Below are 24,911 nucleotides of genomic sequence, written 5' to 3' on the forward strand. Positions count from 1 at the left end.
GGACCTCAGCCTTGGCGAAGAGTCGTGACCATCGCTTCGATCGCGATGCGCGGCTTGACGTTCAAGTCGATCGCCTCCCGGCATTCCAGCACTGCTTCGAGGCGGCGCAGCGTCGACTCCGGTGTCCACGCCTGCGCCGCCTCGCGGATCTGGTCGGCGTGGTCGGGGTGGTTGAGCGTCGCGCCGGAGCGGGTCGCCGTCACCAGGACGTCGCGGTAGAAGGCGGCCAGGTCGATCAGGGCGAGGTCGAGCGTGTCGCGCTGGGTGCGGGTCGCGCGGGACTTCTGCTTCTTCTCCAGCTGCTTGACCGCCGCTTCGGCGGCCCGCTTCGCGCCGGCGACGCCCTTGCCGACGCCGTCGCCGCCCATCGCGGTGCGCAGTTCGTTGCGCTCGTCCTCGTCGCGGCCCTTGCTCGCCTCACCCGCGTCGGCCTCGGCCGCGCTGATCAGCTGGTCCGCACAGGTGAAGACATCGCTCGGGCGCCTGAGGCCCAGCGGGATCCGCAAAACGGTGGCACGCCGCTGCCGCGCGGCCTCGTCCGTCGCGAGCCGGCGCGCGCGGCCGACGTGGCCGCCGCACACCGAAGCCGCCCACTGCGCGCGCTCGGGGTCGACGTGGTCGCGGCGCATCAGGACGTCCGCGATCGCCTCCGGCGGCGGCGTCCGCAGCGTCACCAGGCGGCAGCGCGAACGGATCGTCACCGAGACGTCATCGGGGTGGTCCGACGGCGCGCAGAGCAGGAAGACCGTGCGGTCCGGCGGTTCCTCGACGGCCTTCAGCAGCGCGTTCGACGCGCCTTCGGTGAGCCGGTCGGCGTCCTCGATGATCACGACCTGCCAGTGGCCGGTGGTCGGGCGGCGCGCGGCCGCCTGCACCAGCGCGCGCATCTCGGCGACCGAGATGGACAGGCCTTCCGGCACCACGAGCCGGACGTCGGCGTGGGTGCCCGCCATCACCGTGTGGCAGCCGGGACAGGCGTCGCAGCCGGTGCCGGTGCTGCACTGCAGGGCCGCGGCGAACGTCCGCGCGGCCACCGAGCGGCCGGACCCGGGCGGGCCGGTGAGCAGCCACGCGTGCGTCATCGCGCCGGGCGGGGCGGGCTCGCCGGCGACGATCTTGGCCGCGGCGGACGCAGCCGAGGCCAGCGTCTCGACCGCGGGCTCCTGGCCGACCAGCTGGTTCCAGACGCCGATGCGCTCGGTCGTCGTCACTTCGCCTCCACGCGAGGCTCTTCCGGGACGGGGTCGCCGAGGTCGAGCGGCAGGGTCGACGGCTGGTCCGTCGCCGGCGCGCCGGTGGTCGCCGGGACCGCGATGGCCGGCCCGTCCGTCGCCGGCGCGAGGGCGGACAGGCGGCCGACGAACACGGCGCGCAGCGCGGTGCGGATGCGCCCGGCGACCTCGGCGTCGGTGCCGTCGGCGTCGATCACGACGTACCTGTCGGGGTCGGCCGCGGCCATCTCGGTGAGCAGGTGCTGAACGCGCCACTGGTCGTTCATCGTGTTTGCCCGGTCGCGGGGCGCGCCGTGCGGGGCGGAGTCGAGCAGGACGGTCAGGTCCGGGCGCAGCCGCCCGGTCGCCCAGTCGGCGAGGCCTTCGAGCTCGTCGCTGTCGAGCCCGGCGACGGCCGAGAGGTGCGCCAGCGGCGAGTCGACGAACCGCTCCATCACGACGACCGAACCGGCGTCGAGCGCCGGCTGCACGTGCCGCTCGACGATGTCCGCTCGCACCGCGGCGGCGGCCAGCGCCTGGGCGCGCGCCCCGGTCAGCGAAGCGCCGGAGACGAGGGCGGTGAGCCGCTGGTCGTCGAGGGCGGGGTCGGCGGCGACCACCACGGGCCGGGTACCGCCGCGCATCCAGTCGGCGAGGTTGACGGCCTGGATCGCCGTGTTGATCGCGGTGGTGCCCTCGACGGCGATGAGGAAGCCGTTGACGCGCCGCGGCGTGCGGCGCAGCGCGTTGCGCAGGTCGGAGAGGATCGGCTCGGTGCGCTTGTCGTCCATCTGCCGGTAGGCGAAGAGGCCCGCGACCAGCGCGATCGCGGCGCCGGCGAGCATGATCGGCCGGGTGCCGTCGATCGTGACCGGGCTGCCCCAGACGTTGATGGTGTGCGGCGCGACCACGCCGACCAGGACCGGGACCGTGACCGTCGTGCCGAACAGGACCAGCTTCATCATCAGCTGGTAGATCGCGTTGATCCGGCCGCGGATGGCGTCCTCGACGCGGGAGCCGATGATCGTGACACCGGTGAGGAAGGCCGTCCCGGCCCAGAAGCCGACCAGCACCACGGTGATGAGCGAGATCGACAGGTGCGGCGACAACGCCACCAGCGCGAGCGAGAGCCCGGCCGCGATGATGGAGACGCCGAACAACCGGTCGTGCGGGAGCCGTCGGGAGAGCTTGGGTGCTAACGCCATCCCGGAGGCCAGGCCGAGGAAGACCGCCAGCACCAGGAGGCTGAACGCCGAGTCACCGGCCAGCAGGCTCGAGGAGTACGGCTTCGCGGAGCCGATCACCGCGCCGCCCGCGGCGAACGCGCCGAAGGCGCCGACCAGCAGTCCGCGCACGAGCGGCGTGCTGCGGATGAACCGGAAGCCGTCGGCGATCATCGTGCCGACGCCGAGCTTCTCCTCGTCGGCCGGCTTGACCTTCTGCTCCGGCAGCGCGTGGACGTTGCGCAGGGAAAGTTCAGGGATGCGGGTGGCGATGAGGATCGCGCTGGCCAGGTAGAGCAGGCCGGTGATGATGACGACCAGCTTCGCGATGCTGAGGCTCGCGCTCTCCCCCGGGAAGAGGTGGAAGGTCGTGTTGACGCCGGTGATGATCGCGTTCGCGCCGGCCGCGGTGATGACGGCGAGGCCGTAGGTCATCACCATGCCGAGCTGGTTGGCCGTCTCGACCTGGTCGGGGCGGCGGAGCAGGTTCGGGACCGCGGCCTCTTTCGAGGGGATCCACATGCTCGCCGCACTGCCGACGAGGAAGTTGCCGACGAGCAGCCACCACGGCGCGCTGACGAAGGCGATGGACAGCAGGAAGCCGCAGCGCAGCAGGTCGGCGACCACCATGACCTTGCGGCGGTCGAACCGGTCCGCGAGCAACCCGCCGACCGGGGCGAACAGCAGCCCCGGTGCCAGGCCCGTCAGGACGACGCCGACGAAGGCGAAGTTCTGCGCGAAGTAGTTGTTCGTCAGCTTCGTGGCCAGGCCGGTCAGGGCGAGGATGTTCAGCCAGTCGGCCACGCTGCACAGGTACGTGACGCCCCAGAGGCGCCGGAACGGTTTGATCGCCAGTACCCGCCGGACCCGGTTGATCGTGGACGCCTCGGCGCCCGACGACCCACCCGGGCCGGCCCCGGGTACCGATCGCACGCCCTCGCTGATACGCCCACCCCACTAGTCACCGCGATGCCGGGCGCCGTGGTGAGGTCGCCCGACCGTGAAGTCAGGGTAGCCCGATCGGCCCTTGCCGCGCGGACGGCCCCGAGGTCCCAGCGGGACGGGGACCAGCGAGCGAACGCTAGTCGAACAGTGCGGACACGCTGCTGACCAGGCTCGACACCATCTCGATGGCGACGAAACCGAACACGATCAGCAACGCCACGGCGAGCATGACCCCGGCCGCACTCGACGACGGCCGGTTGAACGCCGGCATCGCCATGGACGGCAGTCGCCGCCGCTTGACGGGCACGACCTCGAGGTCTTCGTCGAAGTCGTCGTCCACCGGCGGCAGCTGCCGCACGGGCCGCTGCAGCGGCGGCCGGTTCGGCCAGGTGCGCCGCCGGTTCCGCTGCCGCGGGAGCAACCCCATCGGCGGCGCGACTTGTTCGCCGGCGGTGCTCGTGGTGCCGGCGGGCGGGATTGCGTCCGGGGTCTTGGCTTCCTCCTCCCGGAGGGTTTCCTCGACCATCCGGCGCACGGCCTCTTCGTCGGGCGGCACCGGCCCGGCCACCGGGATGGCGGCGGGCTCGTGGCCATTCGCGACCGCGGTGCGTGGCTGGGGATCGGCCGTGACCAGTCCCGAGACGGGGTCGGCGAACATTTCGCCGGGTACTGCGGACAGAGTGCCGTCGCGCTGAGTGAGCTCGGGGGCATTGAAGAAGGGAGCCTCACCGTTCGCGCTCATGGTGACCACCTCACTACTGAATGTCCTCGCCTTTCCAGGGTAGCGACGATGGCGGATAACGCATCCGCCCAATGGCTCTGTCTGAATTGGAGGGACGGTCACGCAGCGCAAGCCCGTGCCCGAACCCCCTGCAGTGTCCAGTCCGCCGGAGGTCCGGTCGACCGCCAATGGTGACGGATCGTAGTGAGTCCGATCACAGCGGCCGTCGGCGGGAGGGTGGCCAGGCGGTGGACTGTGGTGACCAGTTTGCCGGTTTCGGGTCGAGTTGGACATGAGTTCGCGACTCCGTGGAGGCAGGTTGAGGGGGCCGGTTGGGGGTGCGGGTGGGCCGGTTGGAGCAGCGGCCGGGTTGGGGCGAACGGCGGCTGCCGCGAGCTTGAGTGAGGCGCGCGGGAAGGCGCCGGTGGTGAGCCGCCAGCGGCGCACAACGCACCAAGTCAGCTCACAGCAAGCTGGCCGCACTCGGCTCGGGGTAACGCGGGCTCACCAATCAGGCTCACCGACGACGAACCGGCCACGCTCGGCCGAGGCGCAGGACTGCCGCGAGGCGGCCCAGCACGCCAGGGGCGCCGACCGCTCGCGCCTGCACCAGGTCAGCCCGCAGCAGGCTGCGCTGGGCCCCCGCGAGCGGCTCGGCGCACACCGAGGCCACCGCCGCGCCCAGGCCCGCACCCCAGCCCGGCCCGAACTGCCGCACCAGGCCGCGGACTCAGCTCGGCCCGCGCTCAGCTCACCGACCGCACCGAGCCCGTGCCGCCGCGCCAGCCGACCCTGCGTCCTCTGCGCTTAGGGCACCTCCTCCTGGCCCAAGTCGATCATCTTCCGGCACCAGTCGCGGAGCATGCCGCGGCTGAAGGGGCTCAATACCAGCTGGCGGAGGCCGTCGCCGCGGTCCAAGGCTGCCAGGGCGAACCTGCCCAGGTCCGTGTCCACCAACACGAACCCGTGGTCGGGGAACTCCGCGCACAGGCCTCCGAACGCCAGCATGTCCAGGACCGCCGTGCCCGAGCGGGGCCTGCCCAGGAGCTCGCGCATCGCCCATACGTCGTCGTCCTGGCCGTCGTGGACCAGGCCGTCGTTGTCCACCGATACCCAGATCGCGCGCGGGGATGCTCCGAACGGGACCTCCGGCAGCTCGGCCACCAGCATCTCCGGCAGCTCCTCGAAGTCGGCCAGGTGGATCGCCGTGCGGCCGGGGAGGGAGCCCATCATGAACGCCCGCTCGCCGTCCGCGTAGCAGCGGATGTCCGCAGTCTCCGGCTCGCCGTCGAACACGCCGCACAGCGCCGCCCGCACCGAGCCGCGCAGCATCAGCGACACCACCTCGAAGCCGAGCTCGTTGAGCTCGCCGTCCTCGCCGAACGGGGTCCCGTCTATCCAGGCCGCCCACGCCGTGTGCCGCTCGACCTCGGCGACCAGGTCCGCCGGGTCGTCCGAGACCGGGCCGTGGACCAGGATGTCGTGGTCGCTGACGTCCGGGTTGTAGAGCCGGTCGACCGGGTCCCGGTCCGGCATCGCCGCCAGCACCGGGCCGGCGGCCAGCTCGAGCAGCTCGCGCGCCGCCGTGCGTTCAGCCATGCCGCCGCCTCTCGCTCGCATCTGGCTCCTCCTCCGGGCCGGCCGCCTCCCGCGGCTCCGGGACACTGTTGTTCAGCTCGGCCGCTTCGAGGATCGCGTCGCGCACCGTCAGGTCCCGAGGGGCCGCCGCGACCACCCTGTCCACTCCTTCCCCGGCCGTCGTCCGCACCGCCGCGTGTTCAGGCATGGCTCTGCACCGCCTCGACGATCCACTGCTCGGCCGTGCTTCGCGAGGCCGGACCCCACGTCACCGTCCAGCGCCCGGTCCGGCCGACCGCCGCGCTGAACTGGTACCGGCCCAGGTCGTTGTCCACCAGCCCGAACGCGCCGTGGGGGTACTCGGCCAGGATCGCGTCGCGCACCGCGAGGTCGACCAGCACCGTGCCCAGCCGCGGCCGGGCCGCGCACTCCCGGATCTGCTCCACCGCCCGCTCGCACCGGCGCGGGATCAGGCCGCCCTCGTCGGTCTCGATGAGCAGGTGCGGCCCGGGCCCCGGCGGCCGGTCGGGCAGGCCGTCGAACACCCAGCCCGGCAGCTCGCTCAGGAAGCCGGACCGCAGCCGCGCCCGGTTGCCCAGCTTGTGCAGCACCGTGGTGTAGTCCTCGTCGCCGAAGAACCGCACCTCCCACGGCTCCTGCCGGGCCGGGAAGACGCCGGTGACCACGCCGCGGATGAACCCGCCGCGCAGCGCCCGGTACAGCCCGACCGCTTCCGCCGTGACCTCGCCACCCGGGGCGAGGCCGATCGCGGCCATCCCGGCGACGAACCGGGTGTACTGCTCGACCTCGTCGGCGAGGCTCGACGCGGGCGCGGAGCGCCGCCCCGGCAGCGGTTCGGTGTCCGCCAGCACCGGCGGGATCTCGAACTCGGGGTCGTAGAACTCCATCACCGAGGGCCGCTCCGGCACCTCGGCCGACAGCGGGGCGATGACCTCGTCGATGACGTCGAAGACGGCGACTGAAGTGTTCACCCCTAGATTGAACACCCTGGCACCGACAATTTCTCGCACATATGTTCGAGAGGGTGATCCCCATCGGTGAACGGTCGGCGAGCGGCTCACACATGCTCCGGCACCCGCCCTTCGACGAACTCCGCGAGCCGGCCGACACTCCCGGGCACCCACCAGAACCGGCGCCGGCCCAGCGCCGCCAGGTGCCGGCCACGGTCGTCGTCGACCAGTGCGAGCATCTCCCACGGCCGCGTCGAGCCGTCACGGACGACGTCGAGCTGCACAGTGCCGAGCCGCGGCCGGCGCAGGTCCTCCGCCAGGTCGAAGAGCAGGCAGTCCTGCTCGGGCTCGAACACCCCGCGCTCGTCCATGTCGAGCCACAGGCCGACGCCCGGCGCCGGCGGGCGAGGCGGCAGCCGCGTGAGCGCCAGCCGGAGCAGCTCCGCCGTCGACCCCGGAGATGGCCCGGAAAGCTCCAGGCCGTCTCCGGCCACGGCGAAGCGCTCTCGGTCGTCGAAGAAAGCCGAAGTCCACGGCTCGCCGGACATCGCGACGGCCACGCCGCAGACGCCGCCGGTGCCGATGAAGCCGGTCAGCGACTCCATCACGGTCATGGCAGTGGCGCTGCCGACGGCCGCCGGCCGGACCGGCTTGAGGATCTTGGTGGTCACCGTGCGCACGGTGCGTGGCGTCTTGGTCACGCGTCCATGGAACCCGGGACCACCGACCATTTCCCGAACATCCGTTCGAGATGTCACCCGAAAGTGTGGCCGGACGCGATGAAGGCCCCCGGCGCACCAGGGGCCTTCACGAGCGGTCTTACTTGGCCTTCGTCGCGGTCGAGCTGCGCTTCGTCGTCGTGGACTTGGCGGCCGCGGTCTTGGCGGTCTTGCTCGTGCCCGCCTTGACCGTCTTCGCCGTCGTCGAAGCAGGCTTGCGCGCCGGCGCCTTCCGCTTCGGCGCCGGCCCCTTCGCCCGCTTCTCGGCCAGCAGCTCGGAGGCCCGTTCCGCGGTCAGCGACTCGATCTCGTCGCCCTTCCGCAGCGTCGCGTTGTACTCGCCGTCGGTCACATACGGGCCGAAGCGGCCGTCCTTGACGACCATCGGCTTCTTCGAAACCGGGTCCTCGCCGAGCTCCTTGAGCGGCGGCTTCGCCGTCGCGGAGCGCCCACGCTGCTTCGGCTCCGAGTAGATCTTCAGCGCCTCTTCGAGCGTGATCGAGAAGAGCTGGTCCTCGGTCGAGAGCGAGCGCGAGTCCGTGCCCTTCTTCAGGTACGGCCCGTAGCGCCCGTTCTGCGCGGTGATCTCGTCACCGGACTCCGGGTCCTTGCCGACCACGCGCGGCAGCGAGAGCAGCTTCAGCGCGTCGTCCAGCGTGATGGTCTCGATGTCCATCGACTTGAACAGCGAGCCCGTACGCGGCTTCGGCGCCTTCGCCTTCGCGGCCTTCTTCTGCGCGGCCGTGGCGTCCTCGGGGATCTCGATCTCCGGCAGCACCTCGGTCACGTACGGCCCGAAGCGGCCTTCCTTCGCGACGATGTCGTGCCCGCTCACCGGGTCGGTGCCCAGCGTGCGGCCCTCCTGCGGGGTCGCGAACAGCTTCTCCGCGATCTCCTGCGACAGCTCGTCCGGCGGCAGGTCCTCGGGCAGGTTCGCGCGCTGCGACTCGCCGTTGACCTCGCGCTCGAGGTACGGCCCGTAGCGCCCGACGCGGACCACGACGGTGTGCCCGTCGGCGTCGCTGAACAGCGGGATCGAGTTGATCTCGCGCGCGTCGATGTCCTCGACGCTGCCCTCGACCAGCTTCTTCAGTCCGCCCAGGCGGCCGATCGAGCCGTCGACGCCCATGTCACCACCGAAGTAGAACTTCGACAGCCACTGCCCGCGCTGCTCGTCGCCGTTGGCGATGCGGTCGAGCTCGTCCTCCATGCCGGCGGTGAAGTCGTAGTCGACGAGCCGCTCGAAGTGCCGTTCCATCAGGCCGATCACGGCGAACGCGACCCACGACGGAACGAGCGCGGAGCCCTTCTTCCAGACGTACCCGCGGTCCTGGATGGTCTTGATGATCGACGCGTACGTCGACGGGCGGCCGATGCCCAGCTCTTCCAGCTTGCTGACCAGGCTCGGCTCCGAGTACCGCGCCGGCGGCGAGGTGGTGTGGCCGTCCGGGGTCAGGTCCGACGCGGTGAGCGCCTGGTCCTTCTCCAGCACCGGCAGGCGGCTCTGCTTGTCGTCGGCCTCGCCACCGGTCTCGGTGTCGACCGCCTCGACGTACGCCTTGAGGAAGCCCGCGAAGGTGATCGTGCGGCCCGAAGCGGCGAAGGTGCACTCCTCGCCCGAAGTCGCGTTGCCGACGATGCGCACGGACATCGTGGTGCCCTTGGCGTCCGCCATCTGCGACGCGATCGTGCGCTGCCAGATCATCTCGTAGAGCCGGAACTCGTCGGTGTCCAGCTCGCCCGCGACCTGGCCCGGCGTGCGGAAGACCTCGCCCGACGGCCGGATCGCCTCGTGGGCCTCCTGCGCGTTCTTGACCTTGCGCGTGTACTGGCGCGGCGAAGGCGAGACGTACTCCTTGCCGTACAGCTGCGTGGCCTGGCTGCGCGCCGCCGAGATCGCCGACTCCGACAGCGTCGTGGAGTCGGTACGCATATAGGTGATGTAGCCGTTCTCGTACAGCTTCTGCGCGATCCGCATCGTGCGCTCGGAGGTGAACCGCATCTTGCGGCCGGCCTCCTGCTGCAGCGTCGAGGTCATGAAGGGCGCGTACGGCTTGCGCGTGTACGGCTTCTCTTCAACGCTCGAAACCTTGAAGTCACGCTGCTTTAGCGCGTCGGCCAGGCGCCGCGCGTCGGCCTCCGCGAGCACGCGGACCTCGTTGTTCGACGCCTTGAGCTGCCCGTCCGAGCCGAAGTCGCGGCCGGTGGCCAGGCGCGCGCCGTCCACGGCGACCATGCGGGCCGAGAAGTTCCGCGGCGAAGCCTCCTCGCCGGCATCCATCGTGGCGGAGACGTCCCAGTACGACGCCGAGGTGAAGCGCATCCGCTCGCGTTCGCGCTCGACCACGATCCGGGTCGCCACCGACTGGACGCGGCCCGCCGAGAGCTTCGGCATGACCTTTTTCCACAGCACCGGCGAGACCTCGTAGCCGTAGAGGCGGTCGAGGATGCGGCGGGTCTCCTGGGCGTCGACGAGGTCGGCGTCCAGCTCACGGGTCGAGTCGGCGGCCGCGCGGATGGCCTGCTCGGTGACCTCGTGGAAGACCATCCGGCGGACCGGGACCTTCGGCTTCAGCGTCTCGAGCAGGTGCCACGCGATGGCTTCGCCCTCGCGGTCGGGGTCCGTGGCGAGGTAGAGCTCGTCGACGTCCTTGAGCAGGCCCTTGAGCTCGGTGACCTTGGACTTCTTGTCCGGGGTCACCACGTAGAGGGCCTTGAAGCCGTTGTCGACGTCGACGCCGAGGCGCGCCCAGGACTCGCCCTTGTACTGGGCGGGCACGTCGGCAGCGCCACGCGGCAGGTCGCGGATGTGCCCGACGGAGGACTCGACGACGTACCCGCCGCCCAGGTAGGGGGCGATCTTGCGGGCCTTCGTCGGGGACTCGACGATCACCAGCCGCCGGTGCCCGGCGCCGTTGTCCGCCGAAGCTCCGTTCTTGTTGGTCCGTGCTCCTGCCACGCTGTCCTGCTCTCCGCTCATCTCGTCCCGCCAGGCGGAACTGCACCACGTCCCTGCCCAGGGCCCGCGTCTCGACCTGCCAGTGTGCACGCTGTTCCGGCCCGGACGGCGTGGAGGTGGCCCAACACGCCGCCGGTCCTGTGCCCAACGCATCGCCGCTGACCTCGACGATGTTTCCCCAACGTACCCGCCACGTGATTTCGGCCACGTCCCGCGCAGCCTAGCGCGTGACCGTCCGGATACCCTCCGTTCGACGGTGGTGGGCGCGGGGACGTCACCGCTTCACTGGTTTCCCCGTCCAGCCGAAAGGATCCGCCATGACCCGACGCCTCCTCGGCGCCCTGCTCACCGCCGCGACCGCCACAGTATTACTGGGGACCACTCCGGCGAGCGCGGCCGCGGCGAACTTCGCCGGCACGGTAGCCCTCTCCAACTGCTCGGGCTCGGTGGTCAAGCCGGCCGCGACACCCGACACCGCCCCCGCGCTCGTCATGTCGAACGGGCACTGCCTCGAGACCGGCTTCCCCGGCCCCGGGCAGGTCATCACCAACCGGTCGTCCAGCCGGACGTTCACCCTGCTCAACGCCAGTGGCGGCAACGCCGGCACGCTGCGCGCGAGGAAGATCGTCTACGGGACGATGACCGACACCGACGTGTCGCTCTACCAGCTCACCACCACCTACGCGCAGATCAAGTCGAGCTACGGGATTTCGCCGCTGGAGCTGTCCAACGCGCACCCGGCGGCCGGCTCCGCGATCGACGTCGTCTCCGGCTACTGGAAGCGGATCTACTCCTGCAACATCGACGGTTTCGTGTACCGGTTGAAGGAGGGCAGCTGGACCTGGAAGGACTCGATCCGCTACACGTCCGCCTGCCAGACCATCGGAGGCACGTCGGGGTCGCCGATCGTGTCCGGCGGCAAGGTCGTCGGCGTGAACAACACCGGCAACGAGGACGGCGCGCGCTGCACGGAGAACAACCCGTGCGAGGTCGACCAGGCCGGCAACGTCACCGTGCACTACAAGACGAACTACGGCCAGGAGACGTACGGCATTCCCGCGTGCCTCACCGCGGCCAACGAAATCGCCCTCACGCAGGCCGGCTGCACCCTGCCCCGGCCGTGACGCGCCGTCCGCGCCCGGTCAGGCCGTGCTCGTCACGGCCTCCGGGTGCGGGACCGGCAGCGGCTCCGCGCCCGGCCACGCCGCTTCGGCGCCCGGTGGTGGTTCCCCGATCAGTTCCAGCAGCGCCTCCAAGCGGCGTTTCCCGGTGACCTTGACGGCCGGGACCTCGGCCTTGGGGCCGGTCAGCTTCGCCGCGACGCCCAGCGGCGTGAGCGCCTCGACCAGCCGCTCGTGCATGCCCGGCGCCAGCGGGTCGACGCCCAGCAGGTAGCCCTGCGTGCCGGGGCGGCCGCCGGCCAGCACCCACATCCGCAGCATCGCCCCGCTCAGCCGGAAGCCGTCGGGCACCGCTTTGCCCGAGTCGTCCTCCGCCGGGCCCGCGCAGCCCTCCCGCAGCCATCTCAGCGCCAGCGGGAGCAGGTCGACGCGGAAGGAGGTGCGCACCTGCGGGTTGCCGCAGTCGGCCTTCGAGACCTGGGCGTCGGCACCGCGGCAGCGGAACTCACGCGCCAGGACGTGCGCCCGCCACGGCTCCTCGACGACCACCGACAGCCGGGCGGCCGTGCGCCCGAAGCCGGTGATCTGGCCGTGGCAGCACAACAGGCCGGCCAGGTCGCCCAGGCCCGGCCCGCTGGCCTCGGCGGAGAAGAGCGAGATCGTCCGATCCACCGCGCCATACTAGAACACAAGTTCGATTCGGCGCGAGATCTTCACCTGGGAGATTGATCGAGCTGGCGGCACGCCGGCGCGCGCTGCTCCGCCGCGGCCAGCGCCGGCACGCCCCTGAGGCCCTTGAGGTAGTCGAGGGCGTCGATGCGGTCGAGCGTGGCCTTGGCCTCGCCGAGCGCCTCCTTGGTCGCCGCCGCGTCGCCGCGGACCGCTTCGATGCGCTGGCGGGCCTGCTCGGCCTGCGTGCGGATCTCGGAGAACTGGCCGATGACGTTCTCGCGGCCGCCGTCCGCGGACGGCACCGGGGGCGCGCCGAGCGCGGTCAGCCCGGCCAGGCTCTGGTCGAGCCCGCCGACCACCGAGGAAAGCAGGTCGCTGGACGTCCGAGACGCCTGCTGCGGCGTGCTGGGGTCGACTGTGGGGAGTTCCGCCAGGGTGCGGACGAGGTGCGTCACCGCGCCGCAGTAGGCGTCCGCCCATCTCGCCGCGGGATCGGCCTGCGGCACCACGGTCGTCACCGACAGACCCTGGTCCCGCGCCGGTGACTGCGCGGGGGCTTGCTGCCCGCAGCCGGCGAGGCCGATCGTGATCGTCGTGGTTAGGGCGGCGAAAACGGTTGACCGCGGCCGCACCTGCGCACCTCCTGCTCGACGACGTCCCGGAAGGGCCGACGGTACCGACTCGGTGCTGCTTCGCAAGTCGCCGAGCCAGTGTGGGATGGCCTGACACGTCCCGGGCCCGGCACGCGACGCTGCGTGCCGGGCCCGGGAACGGTGGTGCGTCAGGCCTTGATCTCCGTCGGGGTGTCGGAAAGGACCGTTCCCCGGCGCTTCGAGACCACGATCGCCGCCACGATGATGGCGACCGCGACCAGCGAGATGATGATGCGGACCGCGGCGTTCTCGTCGGGACCGATCGAGAACTGGACGACGGCGGGCGCGATCAGCACCGAGACCAGGTTCATGACCTTGATCAGCGGGTTGATCGCCGGGCCGGCGGTGTCCTTGAACGGGTCACCCACGGTGTCACCGATGATGGTGGCCTCGTGCGCGGACGAGCCCTTGCCACCGTGGTTGCCGTCCTCGACCAGCTTCTTCGCGTTGTCCCACGCGCCACCGGAGTTGGCGAGGAAGATCGCCATCAGGGTGCCGCAGGCGATCGCGCCGGCCAGGTAGCCGGCGAGCGCGCCGGTGCCCAGGCCGAAGCCGACCGCGATCGGGGCGAAGACCGCCAGCAGGCCCGGCGTCGTCAGCTCACGCAGCGAGTCGCGCGTGACGATGTCGACGACCTTGCCGTACTCGGGGCGGGTGGTGCCCTCCATGATCCCCGGGATGTCGCGGAACTGGCGGCGCACTTCGTAGACGACCGCGCCGGCGGCCCGGGACACCGCGTTGACCGCGAGACCGGAGAACATGAACACGACGGCCGCACCGATGATGACACCGACGAGCGTGTTCGGGCTGACGATCGCGTTGACGAACGACTTCGTCGCGTCGAGGCCGGTGACCACGCCGTTGCCCATGCCCGACAGCGTCTTCGTGATCGCGTCCGAGTAGGAGCCGAAGAGCGCGGTCGCCGCGAGAACGGCCGTCGCGATCGCGATGCCCTTGGTGATGGCCTTGGTGGTGTTGCCCACTGCGTCCAGCTCCGTGAGGATCTGCGCGGCCTTCTCGTCGACGTCGCCCGACATCTCGGCGATGCCCTGCGCGTTGTCCGAAACCGGGCCGAAGGTGTCCATCGCGACGATGACGCCGACGGTGGTCAGCAGGCCGGTGCCGGCCAGCGCCACGGCGAACAGCGCGACGCCGCCGCCCAGCAGGTACGCGCCGAAAACGGCCGCGCCGATGACCAGCGCGGTGTACACAGCGGACTCGAACCCGACCGAGATGCCGGACAGGATGACGGTCGCGCCACCGGTCTCCGACGTCTGCGCGACGTCCTTGACCGGCTTGTACTCGGTGCCGGTGTAGTACCCGGTCAGCTTCAGGATGACCGCGGCGAGCACGATGCCGATGATCACCGCGATGGTCGCGATGACCGCCGGGTTGCCGGAGTTTTCGTAGCCCGCGCCGAAGTCGGAGAAGCTGCTCGGCAGGTAGACGAACGCCGCGATCGCCGACAGGACGGCGGAGATGACCGCGGAGATGTAGAACGAGCGGTTGATCGTGACCAGGCCGCCCTCACCCGCGCGCGCCTTGGTGATGTAGACACCGATGACCGCGGTGATGACACCGATGGCCGGCACGATGAGCGGGAAGATCAGGCCGTGCACGCCGAAGGCGGTGCTGCCCAGGATCAGCGCGGCGACCAGCATGACGGCGTAGGACTCGAACAGGTCCGCGGCCATGCCGGCGCAGTCGCCGACGTTGTCGCCCACGTTGTCGGCGATGGTGGCCGCGTTGCGGGGGTCGTCCTCCGGGATGCCCTGCTCGACCTTGCCGACCAGGTCCGCGCCGACGTCGGCGGCCTTGGTGAAGATACCGCCGCCGACACGCATGAACATCGCGATCAGGGCGGCGCCGAAGCCGAAGCCTTCGAGCACCTTGGGCGCCTGGCCGGTGTAGACCAGCACGACGACCGCGGCACCGAACAGGCCGAGGCCGACGGTGATCATGCCGACGACACCGCCGGTGCGGAACGCCACGCGCATGGCGACCTCGCGGCCGCCTTCCTCGCGCGACGCGGCGGCCACGCGCAGGTTCGCCTGCGTCGCCAGCCACATGCCGAGGTAACCGATCGCGAACGAGAACGCCGCACCGACCAGGAAGAAGATCGAACGGCCGATCTTCTCGTTCCAGTCGTCGGCGGGAAGTGCGAAGAGCAGGAGGAACACGATCACGCCGAAGATCGCGAGAGTGTTCCGCTGCCGCTTGAGGTAAGCGGCCGCGCCTTCCTGCACCGCCTTGGCGATGTCCTGCATCTTGGCGGTGCCCTGGCCTGCGGCCAGCACCTCCTTGAGCAGGACGTAGCCGATGACGAGTGCGGCAAGCGCGACCACGGCGACTACACCGACAATCGTGTAGCCACCTCCGGAGAGCGTGATGGACCCGCCCTCCGCGAGGAACTGCCGTGACATTCGTCCTCCAGGAGACGTCGCCGATCGCCAGCGTCGACGGCAAGCCGAGGGTTCGACACTGCCGACGCTGGCATGGACCCTGTACCGAGCGACACGCTAGCCGTGCGGCGATGCACGTCTCGCATGACGCTCACCACAGAGGGTGTGGATTGCGGGAGTGTATTGGTATCGCAACCAGCACCTTTAAGGCGTCCCCGGGACAGCACATTCCGTTACCTTGTGAGCCTCCTCACTTGATCGATCCCTCTGGCCGGATTTCGTTGGCGTTCCGGGGATCTCCGGAACTGTCGTACCCCTGTGCCAAGCTCGGCGGGTGGACGAATCACGGGGTCGGCGGCTGCTGGGGCGGGTGACCGCCGGCATCCCCGCGCGCGAGGACCCGGTCACGCACGTCGCGGACCTGCCGGGACGCTCGGCGACGTGCGTGCCGTGGCCGTCGTGGGCCGATCCGGCCGTGGTGAACGCGTTCGGTGACTGCGGGGTCTCGCTGCCGTGGGCGCACCAGGCGGAGGCGGCGGCGCACGCGTACGAGGGCCGGCACGTCGTGGTTTCGACCGGCACGGCGTCGGGCAAGTCGCTCGCCTACCAGCTGCCGGTGCTGTCCCGGCTGGCCGCGGGCGAGAAGGTGACCGCGCTGTACCTCTCGCCGACGAAGGCACTGGGGGCGGACCAGCTGCGGTCGGTGTCCTCTTTGGACGTTCCGGGGGTCCGGGCGGCGTCGTTCGACGGGGACACCCCGATGGTCGAGCGTGACTGGGTGCGCGCGCACGCCAACTGGGTGTTCACCAACCCGGACATGCTGCACCGCGGGATTCTTTCGCAGCACGGGCGGTGGGCGGGGTTCTTCCGGCGGCTCGGCTGCGTGGTCGTCGACGAGTGCCACAGCTATCGCGGCGTCTTCGGCTCGCACGTCGCCTTGCTGCTTCGCCGGCTTCGGCGCGTAGCCGAGCACCACGGCGCTTCGCCGGTGTTCGTGCTCGCCTCGGCGACGACGGCTTCGCCTGCTTCGTTCGCCTCGCGGCTCACCGGTGTTCCTTGTGAGGCCGTTACGGAGGACGCGTCGCCGCGCGGCGCCCGGACGGTGGCGCTTTGGGAGCCGCCGCTACTGGAGGAGCTGACCGGGGAGAACGGCGCGCCGGTCCGGCGTTCGGCGGGCGCCGAGACGTCACGGATTCTGGCCGACCTGGTCGTCGAAGGCGCGCGGTCGCTGGCGTTCATCCGGTCTCGCCGGGGCGCGGAGCTGGCCGCGCTGGGCGCGCGTCGCATTCTGTCCGAAGTGGACCCGGCGTTGACGGACACCGTTGCGGCGTATAGGTCCGGCTACCTTCCGGAAGAGCGTCGCGCGTTGGAGGCGGCGTTGTTGTCGGGCCGTCTGCTGGGTGTCGCGACGACCAATGCCCTGGAGCTCGGGGTCGACATCGCGGGGCTGGACGCGGTGGTGCTCGCCGGCTACCCGGGCACGCTCGCGTCGTTCTGGCAGCAGGCCGGCCGGGCGGGTCGTTCCGGCGACTCGGCGCTGGTGGTGTTCGTCGCGCGGGACGACCCGCTCGACACGTACCTCGTGCACCACCCGGCGGCGCTGCTTTCGCGGCCGGTGGAGACGGCGGTGCTCGACCCCGCGAATCCGTACGTGCTGGCGCCGCAGCTGGCGTGCGCGGTGGCGGAGCTGCCACTGACCGTCCCCGAGCTGGAGATGTTCGGCGGGGCGGCGGCCCAGGAGGTGCTGGCCGAGCTGGCGGAGCAGAAGCTGCTGCGCCGGCGGTCGAGCGGCTGGTACTGGACATCGCGGGACCGGCCGCACGCCGAGGTCGGGATCCGCGGGACGGGCGGCGAGCAGATCGCGGTGGTCGAGTCGGACTCCGGGCGGATGCTGGGCACGGTCGATCCGGGATCGGCGTGCTTCGCCGTCCACCCCGGCGCGGTCTACCTGCACCAGGGGTCGTCGTACGTCGTCGACGAGCTGGACCTGGACCAGGGGCTGGCGATGGTCCACGCGGAGAACCCGGACTGGACGACGACGCCGCGCGAGATCGTGGACATCGCGGTGCTGAGCACGCAGGAGAAGCAGCAGTTCGGCGGGGTGAGCGTGTGCCTCGGCGAGGTGGCGGTGACCTCGCAGGTGGTCGGCTACCTGCGACGACGTCCGTCGGGTGAGGTGCTGGACCATACGCCGTTGGACCTGCCGGAGCAGAGCCTGCACACGCGGGCGGTCTGGTACACGATCTCGTCTGCGCTGCTGGGGCCGGCCGTCGCCGCCGGCGGACGTCCGCGGGCTTCGGCCGGGGTTTCCCACGGATCGGAGGCCGATGGCGAGGCGGGGACCGGGGGCCATCGGGTGGGGACCGAATCTGCGGGGCCGGTGGGGACCGGGGAGGAACCCCTGGCGAACGGTCGGGGGCCCGTTCACGAGGGTGGCAGGGCACCGGGGAGTGCCGGATTGGATCCGGCACGAGTCCCCGGTGCCCTGCATGCCGCCGAGCACGCGGCGATCGGCCTGCTACCGCTGTTCGCTACGTGCGACCGATGGGACATCGGCGGGGTGAGTACCGCGTGGCACGAAGACACCGGGGAGGCGACGGTGTTCGTGCATGACGGCCATCCCGGGGGTGCGGGATTTGCCGAACGCGGTTATGCCGCGATTGTCCCGTGGCTGGCCGCAACGCGGGAGGCGATCGTCTCCTGCGAGTGCCCGACGGGATGCCCGTCCTGCGTTCAGTCGCCGAAGTGCGGGAACGGCAACGATCCGCTGGACAAGGCGGGGGCAGTGGCTGTCTTGGGAACCGTGCTCGGGGCGTTGCGTCAACACGGTGCCTAGACGGCCACTTTGGTGGTTCATGGAGTTGTGTCGTGCTCCGCCTCGGCCGGGCTGGGACCGGCCGGCGGCGGTGGTTCGGGGTGGCTCAGGCCGCGGTGGACTGGACCAGCTGCGGGGCTTCGGCACCGGCGAGCGCGCGGACGAGCACGTCGTGCACCTCGGCGGCATCCGGCAGCTGCCAGCCGCAGACCTCGGGCTTGACGCGCCAGTGCACGACTCCGTGCTGGAACGGCGACGGCGGCAGCGGGATCCAGCTGTCCTTGCCGTGCCACTGGATCGACGAGCGCGTGGCCAGCTCGGCCGGGATGCGGTCGGCGACGGTGGTGAGGAACAGCCACCGGCCGTTCGGCAGCGCGATGATGGGCGCGGGGTGCCCGAGGGCGCGCAGCAAGCGGCAAGCGCGCTTGCCGAGCTCGTCGTCGACCTCGATGGCGTCGAGCACGGTGCCGGTGGCGACGAGGAGGCTGTGGGTCCGGTCGGAGAACCAGGTGGCGACCTCGTGGGCGTGGGTGCCGATCTGGTCGCGCCAGGCGTCACTGGCCGGGACCGGACGGCGCCACGTGAGGTCGTCGCCTTCGGTGAGCGGAGCGGGGTTGACGCCCGGGAGCACCGGCCAGCCACGCCAGGCGAGACCGATCGCCTCCGCCCGCAGTTCGATGCGGAAGGCGCCGCGCCAGCTGTCCGGCCAATTCGCGTCCAACATTGTCTTTCCTGCCTTAGGTTCCGGTTCTCCGCGACCTACCCGCTAAACCCTGCCGTGGTGTCGCACATCTCACTTAACGGCAAGTTGCACATTGCCCGGAACCCCCACGCGACAACCGGTGGTTACGCGGCGATGAACGCCCGGTAGTCCCTACCGCCCGACCGAACCCGGCGGCAGCGGATCGACGGTGAGCGGCAGCCGCCCACGGACCGTTCACCGCGGGATCCCCAGGATCGGGAGCCCGCGAGGCGGGCGAACGGCAGCCGAGCCGGGGCGTATCGGCCCAGGTGAGCAGCTTCTTCGACCGCTCACCGTGCACTACCGACCGCTGCCCGTGACAATCCGCCACTTATCGTCCGCCCCGGCGGATCAGCCGGTCACCGTGGCATACCGACCGGTCGGCGTCCGGCGAGCGGGCGGCGCCCGGGTGTCCCGCTGACCGGTCACGGTGGCCGGCCGGTGGGTCCGGCGCGAGCCCGGGCGGACGGGCCGGGCAGTCCGCCGAGCGCCAGGCCCGGCGCCTGAACTTCGACGAAGGCGTCCAGCCGTTGCCATCTGCAGGCCACGAGGGTGACCGCCATCCGGTCCGCGACCCACTTGGCGCGCTCGCAAGCCCGGACCGGGCCCTCGACGGCGTGCGACGCAGCCGCGAGCGCGCCCAGGTCGGCGGCGGTCTCCGCCCGGTGACGGGCGAGGACCGCGGCGGCGAGCCAGCAGCCGAGGACCGCGACTCCGGTCAGCGCGGCCACGGCCAGCGCTGTCCAGATCGTGGCCACGCCGCTGTCCGAGCGGGGTTCACCGCGGTGCATCGGCGGCCTCCGTTCCTGGTTCGGCCACCGCGTACGCCGTGGCGTTCAGGTCGAGGTCCGGCAGCAGGCCGCCTGCCGGGTGGGCGCTCACCTCGACCGTTATCGCGTCGCCGTCCTGGCGGATGGCGAGGTTCGCCCCGGGTGGAGCGATCTGGTGGACCGCCGACGCGGCCTCGTGGGGCTGGCCCCTGGCCAGCAGCCGCGCGGCCTCACGGGCGGCGTCCGTGCAGCGGAGCTGGCTCGTCAGGATCGTGAGACCCGCGACGAGCAGGACCGTCACGACGGTCAGTCCGGCGAGGCCGAGCGCGGCTTCGACCGTCACGGCGCCTTCGTCTCTTCGGCTCATGACGGCACCGTCAGGGCCTTCATGACCAGGTTCGTCAGCCACGAGACGACCGAGTCGCCGGTGAGGAGGGTGTAGAGGACGGCCGCGAAAGCCGCGACGGCGACCGTGACGATCGCGTACTCGACCGTGGTGGAACCGTCGTCCGAGCGGGGCGCGCGCATGGGTTTCCCTTCAGTGCTTGTCGGTGGGTCAGAAGAGCGGGCCGAGACGTCCGGCCAGGCCGAGGACGACGGGCAGCACGCCCAGGCAGAAGAAGGCGGGCAGGAAACACAGGCCGACGGGCAGGGCCAGCGCCACGCCGGCCCGCTCCGCGCGTTCCTCGGCTTCGGTGGCGAGTTCCTCGCGGAACCGTCCGGCGAGATCGGCGGCCGCCGTGGCGAAGGCGGCGCCGGACCGGGACGTCCGGATCGCCGCGGCCGCCAGTTCGCCGAGGCCGGTTCGCGCCCAGGCCTCCTCCGCGGAGGACCCGAGAGCGAGCAGGCCGGCGGTCGAGCGGAGGGCCGCGCCCGCCTCGGCCGGCGCGGTATCGGCGACCGCGTCGAGGGCCGCGGGGACGGGCAGCCCGGCGCGGAGGCAGGCCGCGAGGAGATCAAGCGTCCGGGCGAGCCGAAGCTTCGCGGCCAGGTCGAGGGTCGGCGCCCGCGGCCGCCGGGTCCGGCGGACAGCCCACCACCCGCCGGCGGTCACCAGGGCGCCGACGACCACTCCGGGGAGGCCGCCGATCAGGACCGCGGTCGAGATGCCGCCGAGGGTGGTCGCGAGGTGGGGGATCGCTCGGGGCCATTTGCGGGGTACGGGGGTCGGGGCGCCGGACAGCCAGGTGAATCGCCTCGCCGCGGCTTCGTTCGGCCAGATGAGTAGAGCCGCGGCACAGAGAAGGAGGGCGGTCGCGGTCATCGGCTTCGCCTCCGGCCGCTCAGAGGACCTTGCGCGGCGGACGGGAGTGCGGCCGCTGCCGGCTGGTGGGCGTGCGGCCGCTCGTGTAGAGCGCCAGCAGCGCGCGAGGAGGCCCGTCCGATCAGGGATGACGCTCGCCGGCACCCGAGGTGGGCGCAGGCTGCGCGAAGGACGGTCGCGGTCATCGGCCCCGCCTCCGGCCACTCAGGGGACAATTGCGCGGCGGAAGAAAGTGCTGCCGCTGCCGGCTGGTGGGCGCGCGGCCGCTCGAGTAGAGCGCCAGCAGCGCGCGAAGAGGCCCGCCCGATCGGGGCTGACGCTCGCCGGCGCTCGAGGTGGCCGCAGGCTGCGCGAAGGGCGGTGGCGGTCATCGGCTGCACCTCCGGCCGCTCAGGGGACATTGCGTGACCGGCCGGAGTGCGGCCGCTCCCGGCTGATAGACCGCGCGCGGCCAATCGAGGAGAGCGCCGGCAGCGCGCGAGGCGGCCCGGCCGATCAGGGATGACGCTCGCCGGCGCGCGACGTGGCCGCGGGCTGCGCGAAGGGCGGTCGCGGTCATCGGCTGCACCTCCGGCCGCTCAGGGGACCTTGCGCGGCGGACGGGAGTGCGGCCGCTGCTGGCTGGTGGGCGCGCGGCTGCTCGAGTAGAGCGCCGGCACCGTGCGAGGAGGCCCGTCCGATCGGGGCTGACGCTCGCCGGCGCTCGAGGTGGGCGCGGGCTGCGCGAAGGGTGGTCGCGGTCATCGGCCCGCTCAGGGGACGTTGCGCGGCGAGTGACGTTTGCCGGCGCTTGAGGTGGGCGCGGATGGCGTGTGAGGAGGCTCTCGTGGTCATTTGAGCTGTACCTGGCCCGTCAGCGCTCGGCACCAGGCTGTTCCTGCCCAGAGCAGGATGCTGCCCGCCACCAGCAGCAACTGGCCTGGCGCGCTCTCCGTCAGGACCTTCAGTGGGGATGCCCCCATCACCTCGCCGAGCAGTACGCACAGGGCTGGGAGGCCGGTCAGGACCGCCGCGCTTGCTCGGGGGCCTGCCAGCTTTGCCCGGGTTCTGCGGGCGAACGTCAAGGTTGCTTCCGCGTCGCGGCGGGTGGACTGCAGCACCTCGGCCAGGGGGAGGCCGTGGCGCTTGGCCAATGTCCACGCCGTCGCCAGCTGCGGGAGGACTGGTGCCTTCAGCTCGCCGTCGAGGCGGGCTGATGTGGCCAATGCCCGCAAGTCGCCTGCTACCGCCGGTACCACCTCGGCCGCCGCCTCCGCTGCCGTTACCGGGTGGGTGCCGGAACGCAGCTCGGAGACCATCGTGCGCAGTGCCGTTGCCGTGTGGGTTGCCAGCTCGATGTCCGCCGCCGTGCGGCGGTGGGCGCTTCGCTCCTGGTGCCAGGCCAGTGTGAGGACGCCCGCGGCGATCGCGCCTCCTGCGCCCGCCAGCATGGCCGCCGCGGCGGCCGGCAGCAGCCATCGGAGCGCTGCCCACACGTCGGGGAGGCGGAACGTCGTCGGGGACTCGACCGCGGCCTGGAGCCGGGTCGGCGCCGGGGGCCAGCACGCCAGGGCCGCTCCCAGGCCCAGCAGGAACCATGGGGTGAGAAACAGGCTCAGCATGCGATCGCTCCCGTCGCGGCGAACAGGTGGCGGTCGACCGTCCAGCGGCCCGCTCGCCACACCGGCACCACTCGCGCGCGGCCGTGTTCCGCTCGGAGGACGCCCACCTCCGTGAGACGTCGGCGGCCGCCCGGGTCGCGGCGCATGTGGAGGACCACGCGGATCGCCGCGACGAGCTGGCTGTGGACCGCGTCGCGGCCCAAGCCGCCGAGTGCGGCCAGCGCCTCCATGCGGGCCGGTACCTCGGCCGGGGAGTTCGCGTGGACCGTGCACGCGCCGCCGTCGTGGCCCGTGTTCATCGCCGCCAGCAACGCACCCACCTCGGCGCCGCGGACCTCGCCGACCACCAGGCGGTCGGGCCGCATGCGCAGCGCCTGGCGGACGAGCTCCGGCAGGCCCACCGCGCCCGCACCCTCCACATTGGCCGGCCGGGCGACGAGGCTGACGAACTGCGGGTGCGCCGGCTGCAGCTCGCCGGCGTCCTCGACGCACACGATCCGCTCGGCCGGGTCGACCGCGCCGAGCAGCGCGGCCAGGAGCGTCGTCTTGCCCGCGCCCGTGCCGCCGGTGACGAGGAACGCCATCCGGCGCGAGACGACCGCCCGCAGCACCTTCGCGCCGTTCTCGTCGAACGCGCCGAGTTCCTGCAGCTTCGCGAGGTCGTGCGTCGCGGGGCGCAGGACGCGCAGCGACAGGCACGTGCCGCTCGCCGCGACCGGTGGCAGGACGGCGTGCACGCGGATGCGGCCGTGGGGGCCGGCCCCGGGGAGCCAGCCGTCCACATAGGGCTGTGCGTCGTCGAGCCGGCGCCCCGCCGCGAGTGCGAGGCGCTGCGCCAGCCGACGGACGGCTTCTTCGTCCTGGAACCGGATCCCCGTGCGGATCAGGCCCTCCGGGCCGTCCGTCCAGACCTCGGCCGGACCGGTGACGAGCACGTCGGTCGTCGCCGGGTCCTCCAGGAGCGGGGCCAGCGGGCCGGCGCCGACGAACTCGTCGCGGGCCCGGCGGGCCGCGTCGAGCACCGCGTCGTGGCCGAGGGCGCCGCCGGCTTCGGCCCGGACGGCCGTCGCGACCGCGACCGGATCGGCTTGGCGGCGGTCGCCGGCGAGGCGGTTGCGGACGCGGTCGACGAAGTCGGTGGTCACGGTCGCACCGCCCTGGGCCGGGTGTCGCCGGAGCGAGCGGTCACGCGGGTGCCCGCCAGCACCGTCAGGAAGTTCTCCGCGCTCACCGGGCCGCGCCCGGCGAGGGCCAGGACCGTCGGCAGCAGGAGCTCGGCCACCCTGACCGGCGGTGCCGGCGGGCGGAGGCCGGCGCTCATCGGGCCGCCGCCCGGGCTTCGCGGCGCGCTACCGCCAGGACGTCGGCGGCCGCGGCCGCCAGCGGGCCCGCCGGTTTGGCCGGGAACTCGCCGCGCTCGATCGCCGCCGCCAGGCCCCGCTCCGGCGCCATCGACGCCAGCAGCGGCGGGCCGAGGAGGCCGGCCGTCTGGACCGGCGTGACGCCGGCCCGCGACCGTCCACACGCGACCACTCCGAGGCGGGCCGTCAGCGCCGACAGGGACCGCAGCACCTGTTTCGCCGCCATGCAGGCGCGGAACTCCACCGGCGCCACCAGCACGACGAGATCGGCCACGGCGACCGCTTCCGCCGCCGCGTCGCCCAGCGTGCGCGGGAGGTCGCAGACCACCGTGCGGCCCGACCTGCGGCCGGCGGCGAGGACCGCCGACAGCGACTCGACCGCCGGGCCTTCGCCTTCCCGGCCGCACGCCAGCACCGGCAGGCTGCCGCCGCGATGTCTTCGCTGGGGGAGCGCCGCCGCCAGCGCCGGTACCGAGACACGGCCGCTCAGCCGGACCTCCGACCAGCGCGGTCCCGGTGTCTTTTCCAGTCCCAGCAATAGGTCCAGGCCACCGCCGAGGGGATCGCAGTCGACCAGCAGGGCGCCGCCCGGGTCCCGGTCGGCCGCCAGGGCCAGCGTCGCGGCGAAGACGGACGCGCCCGCGCCGCCCCGGCCGCCGACCACGCCGAGCACGAGGCCGGCCTCTTCCGCCGGGGTCTCTACGACGTCGGCGAAAGCGCCCGCGAGCTCGGTCTCCTCGTCCGGCAACGAGATCACGCGTTCGACGCCGGCGCGGAACGCGCTCTCCCACGTCCGCGGCCCCGGGTTGCCCTTGCAGACCAGGAGGATCCCGCTCCTTCGGGGCAGCACGGGTGGCAGCCGCGCGGCTTCTTCGTCGAGCACCACCAGTGGCGCTCGGGCCCAGTGGCCGCGGGCCGCCGTCAGGTCCGGTGCCCGGTCGAGCTCGCAGCCCGCTACCGCGGCCACGCGCAGGATCTCGTCGAGCACGGTTTCGTCCGCGGCGACCACGAGCGGTCGTTCCCCCGTCATGCGTTCCTCCCCCGTCGTCGGTGGGGGCCGTGGGTGGCCCGGGTTCCACCGTCGCGGGCGGCGGCTCGGGGGCGCAACGGGGCGGATGGGCGGCTGTGGACAACCGGGGTGTTGTGGACAACTGGCGTCCGGCGCGCGGCTCGCGAGCCGGTT

General features: G+C 72.2%; 23 protein-coding genes. 2 read left to right on the forward strand and 21 right to left on the reverse strand.

Translation table 11 applies throughout. The features are described 5' to 3' along the window. Positions 1-5: 5 nt before the first annotated feature. From ACZ7OH_RS14165 to topA, 9 genes are all read right to left on the reverse strand, one after another. Entirely contained in the window at positions 6-1,211 is a 1,206-nt protein-coding gene (locus ACZ7OH_RS14165) for a DNA polymerase III subunit delta' (protein ID WP_470281174.1), read from the reverse strand. Then, complete coding sequence (locus ACZ7OH_RS14170) at positions 1,208-3,367, reverse strand: bifunctional MFS transporter/dTMP kinase (RefSeq protein WP_470281175.1); 2,160 nt, start codon at positions 3,365-3,367, stop codon at positions 1,208-1,210. Before ACZ7OH_RS14170 ends, ACZ7OH_RS14165 begins: the two co-directional genes overlap by 4 nt. 148 nt (positions 3,368-3,515) lie before the next feature. Continuing rightward, entirely contained in the window at positions 3,516-4,121 is a 606-nt protein-coding gene (locus ACZ7OH_RS14175; protein WP_470281176.1) for a hypothetical protein, read from the reverse strand. A 496-nt stretch (positions 4,122-4,617) separates the two neighbouring features. Then, on the reverse strand, positions 4,618-4,818 hold the full coding sequence (locus tag ACZ7OH_RS14180; protein WP_470281177.1) for a hypothetical protein: 201 nt from the start codon (positions 4,816-4,818) through the stop codon (positions 4,618-4,620). A gap of 89 nt (positions 4,819-4,907) precedes the next feature. Further along, positions 4,908-5,699, reverse strand: a complete 792-nt coding sequence (locus ACZ7OH_RS14185) for a hypothetical protein (protein ID WP_470281178.1) — start codon at positions 5,697-5,699, stop codon at positions 4,908-4,910. Next, the gene (locus tag ACZ7OH_RS14190; RefSeq protein ID WP_470281179.1) at positions 5,692-5,886 is read right to left on the reverse strand and encodes a hypothetical protein; all 195 of its coding nucleotides are present in this window, start codon (positions 5,884-5,886) and stop codon (positions 5,692-5,694) included. The genes ACZ7OH_RS14185 and ACZ7OH_RS14190 overlap by 8 nt, the downstream gene beginning before the upstream one ends. After that, entirely contained in the window at positions 5,879-6,670 is a 792-nt protein-coding gene (locus ACZ7OH_RS14195; protein WP_470281180.1) for an ESX secretion-associated protein EspG, read from the reverse strand. Before ACZ7OH_RS14195 ends, ACZ7OH_RS14190 begins: the two co-directional genes overlap by 8 nt. An 86-nt stretch (positions 6,671-6,756) precedes the next feature. Continuing rightward, the gene (locus ACZ7OH_RS14200; protein WP_470281181.1) at positions 6,757-7,350 is read right to left on the reverse strand and encodes a hypothetical protein; all 594 of its coding nucleotides are present in this window, start codon (positions 7,348-7,350) and stop codon (positions 6,757-6,759) included. Between the two features lie 118 nt (positions 7,351-7,468). Then, complete coding sequence (gene topA, locus ACZ7OH_RS14205) at positions 7,469-10,348, reverse strand: type I DNA topoisomerase (RefSeq protein ID WP_470281182.1); 2,880 nt, start codon at positions 10,346-10,348, stop codon at positions 7,469-7,471. A gap of 296 nt (positions 10,349-10,644) precedes the next feature. On the opposite strand from topA, the gene ACZ7OH_RS14210 reads away from it, so the two are divergent. Then, positions 10,645-11,451: a S1 family peptidase gene (locus tag ACZ7OH_RS14210; RefSeq protein WP_470281183.1), complete on the forward strand. Its 807-nt coding sequence runs from the start codon at positions 10,645-10,647 to the stop codon at positions 11,449-11,451. 18 nt (positions 11,452-11,469) lie between these two features. Here ACZ7OH_RS14210 and ACZ7OH_RS14215 read toward each other — a convergent pair whose 3' ends face one another. From ACZ7OH_RS14215 to ACZ7OH_RS14225, 3 genes are all read right to left on the reverse strand, one after another. Next, positions 11,470-12,120: a hypothetical protein gene (locus tag ACZ7OH_RS14215; protein WP_470281184.1), complete on the reverse strand. Its 651-nt coding sequence runs from the start codon at positions 12,118-12,120 to the stop codon at positions 11,470-11,472. 41 nt (positions 12,121-12,161) lie between these two features. Further along, positions 12,162-12,752: a hypothetical protein gene (locus tag ACZ7OH_RS14220; RefSeq protein WP_470281185.1), complete on the reverse strand. Its 591-nt coding sequence runs from the start codon at positions 12,750-12,752 to the stop codon at positions 12,162-12,164. 149 nt (positions 12,753-12,901) lie between these two features. Continuing rightward, entirely contained in the window at positions 12,902-15,196 is a 2,295-nt protein-coding gene (locus tag ACZ7OH_RS14225) for a sodium-translocating pyrophosphatase (protein WP_470281186.1), read from the reverse strand. A 313-nt stretch (positions 15,197-15,509) separates the two neighbouring features. Here ACZ7OH_RS14225 and ACZ7OH_RS14230 point away from each other — a divergent pair, with 313 nt between their 5' ends. After that, positions 15,510-18,011 carry a DEAD/DEAH box helicase gene (locus tag ACZ7OH_RS14230; protein ID WP_470281187.1) on the forward strand — a complete coding sequence of 834 codons (2,502 nt, stop codon included), beginning with the start codon at positions 15,510-15,512 and terminating at the stop codon, positions 18,009-18,011. Positions 18,012-18,096: 85 nt separating this feature from the next. Here the strand turns inward: ACZ7OH_RS14230 and ACZ7OH_RS14235 are convergent, their stop codons facing one another. From ACZ7OH_RS14235 to ssd, 9 genes are all read right to left on the reverse strand, one after another. Continuing rightward, positions 18,097-18,714: a bifunctional DNA primase/polymerase gene (locus tag ACZ7OH_RS14235; RefSeq protein WP_400896351.1), complete on the reverse strand. Its 618-nt coding sequence runs from the start codon at positions 18,712-18,714 to the stop codon at positions 18,097-18,099. Between the two features lie 443 nt (positions 18,715-19,157). After that, complete coding sequence (locus ACZ7OH_RS14240; RefSeq protein ID WP_470281188.1) at positions 19,158-19,523, reverse strand: Rv3654c family TadE-like protein; 366 nt, start codon at positions 19,521-19,523, stop codon at positions 19,158-19,160. Next, positions 19,510-19,869, reverse strand: coding sequence for a TadE family type IV pilus minor pilin (locus ACZ7OH_RS14245; protein ID WP_470281189.1), 360 nt, complete (start codon positions 19,867-19,869; stop codon positions 19,510-19,512). Before ACZ7OH_RS14245 ends, ACZ7OH_RS14240 begins: the two co-directional genes overlap by 14 nt. Beyond that, positions 19,866-20,030 carry a DUF4244 domain-containing protein gene (locus ACZ7OH_RS14250; protein WP_091389387.1) on the reverse strand — a complete coding sequence of 55 codons (165 nt, stop codon included), beginning with the start codon at positions 20,028-20,030 and terminating at the stop codon, positions 19,866-19,868. Before ACZ7OH_RS14250 ends, ACZ7OH_RS14245 begins: the two co-directional genes overlap by 4 nt. Before the next feature lie 28 nt (positions 20,031-20,058). Then, positions 20,059-20,766, reverse strand: coding sequence for a type II secretion system F family protein (locus tag ACZ7OH_RS14255; RefSeq protein WP_470281190.1), 708 nt, complete (start codon positions 20,764-20,766; stop codon positions 20,059-20,061). A gap of 830 nt (positions 20,767-21,596) precedes the next feature. Beyond that, positions 21,597-22,367 carry a type II secretion system F family protein gene (locus ACZ7OH_RS14260; protein WP_470281191.1) on the reverse strand — a complete coding sequence of 257 codons (771 nt, stop codon included), beginning with the start codon at positions 22,365-22,367 and terminating at the stop codon, positions 21,597-21,599. Next, positions 22,361-23,512 carry a TadA family conjugal transfer-associated ATPase gene (locus tag ACZ7OH_RS14265; RefSeq protein WP_470281192.1) on the reverse strand — a complete coding sequence of 384 codons (1,152 nt, stop codon included), beginning with the start codon at positions 23,510-23,512 and terminating at the stop codon, positions 22,361-22,363. Before ACZ7OH_RS14265 ends, ACZ7OH_RS14260 begins: the two co-directional genes overlap by 7 nt. Beyond that, the gene (locus ACZ7OH_RS14270; RefSeq protein ID WP_470281193.1) at positions 23,509-23,688 is read right to left on the reverse strand and encodes a hypothetical protein; all 180 of its coding nucleotides are present in this window, start codon (positions 23,686-23,688) and stop codon (positions 23,509-23,511) included. Before ACZ7OH_RS14270 ends, ACZ7OH_RS14265 begins: the two co-directional genes overlap by 4 nt. Continuing rightward, entirely contained in the window at positions 23,685-24,758 is a 1,074-nt protein-coding gene (gene ssd / locus ACZ7OH_RS14275) for a septum site-determining protein Ssd (protein WP_470281194.1), read from the reverse strand. The genes ACZ7OH_RS14270 and ssd overlap by 4 nt, the downstream gene beginning before the upstream one ends. Between the last annotated feature and the right edge of the window lie 153 nt (positions 24,759-24,911).

Source organism: Amycolatopsis sp. NPDC114478 (genome assembly GCF_055633805.1).

Excerpts from the sequence above, each read along its gene's own strand:
- ACZ7OH_RS14255 (WP_470281190.1), bottom strand. The coding sequence starts at position 20,766 with ATGACCGCGACCGCCCTCCTTCTCTGTGCCGCGGCTCTACTCATCTGG.
- ACZ7OH_RS14240 (WP_470281188.1), bottom strand. The coding sequence starts at position 19,523 with ATGCACCGCGGTGAACCCCGCTCGGACAGCGGCGTGGCCACGATCTGG.
- ACZ7OH_RS14175 (WP_470281176.1), bottom strand. The coding sequence starts at position 4,121 with ATGAGCGCGAACGGTGAGGCTCCCTTCTTCAATGCCCCCGAGCTCACT.
- ACZ7OH_RS14210 (WP_470281183.1), top strand. The coding sequence starts at position 10,645 with ATGACCCGACGCCTCCTCGGCGCCCTGCTCACCGCCGCGACCGCCACA.
- ACZ7OH_RS14270 (WP_470281193.1), bottom strand. The coding sequence starts at position 23,688 with ATGAGCGCCGGCCTCCGCCCGCCGGCACCGCCGGTCAGGGTGGCCGAG.
- ACZ7OH_RS14235 (WP_400896351.1), bottom strand. The coding sequence starts at position 18,714 with ATGTTGGACGCGAATTGGCCGGACAGCTGGCGCGGCGCCTTCCGCATC.
- topA (WP_470281182.1), bottom strand. The coding sequence starts at position 10,348 with ATGAGCGGAGAGCAGGACAGCGTGGCAGGAGCACGGACCAACAAGAAC.
- ssd (WP_470281194.1), bottom strand. The coding sequence starts at position 24,758 with ATGACGGGGGAACGACCGCTCGTGGTCGCCGCGGACGAAACCGTGCTC.
- ACZ7OH_RS14185 (WP_470281178.1), bottom strand. The coding sequence starts at position 5,699 with ATGGCTGAACGCACGGCGGCGCGCGAGCTGCTCGAGCTGGCCGCCGGC.
- ACZ7OH_RS14225 (WP_470281186.1), bottom strand. The coding sequence starts at position 15,196 with ATGTCACGGCAGTTCCTCGCGGAGGGCGGGTCCATCACGCTCTCCGGA.
- ACZ7OH_RS14245 (WP_470281189.1), bottom strand. The coding sequence starts at position 19,869 with ATGAGCCGAAGAGACGAAGGCGCCGTGACGGTCGAAGCCGCGCTCGGC.
- ACZ7OH_RS14190 (WP_470281179.1), bottom strand. The coding sequence starts at position 5,886 with ATGCCTGAACACGCGGCGGTGCGGACGACGGCCGGGGAAGGAGTGGAC.
- ACZ7OH_RS14250 (WP_091389387.1), bottom strand. The coding sequence starts at position 20,030 with ATGCGCGCGCCCCGCTCGGACGACGGTTCCACCACGGTCGAGTACGCG.
- ACZ7OH_RS14260 (WP_470281191.1), bottom strand. The coding sequence starts at position 22,367 with ATGCTGAGCCTGTTTCTCACCCCATGGTTCCTGCTGGGCCTGGGAGCG.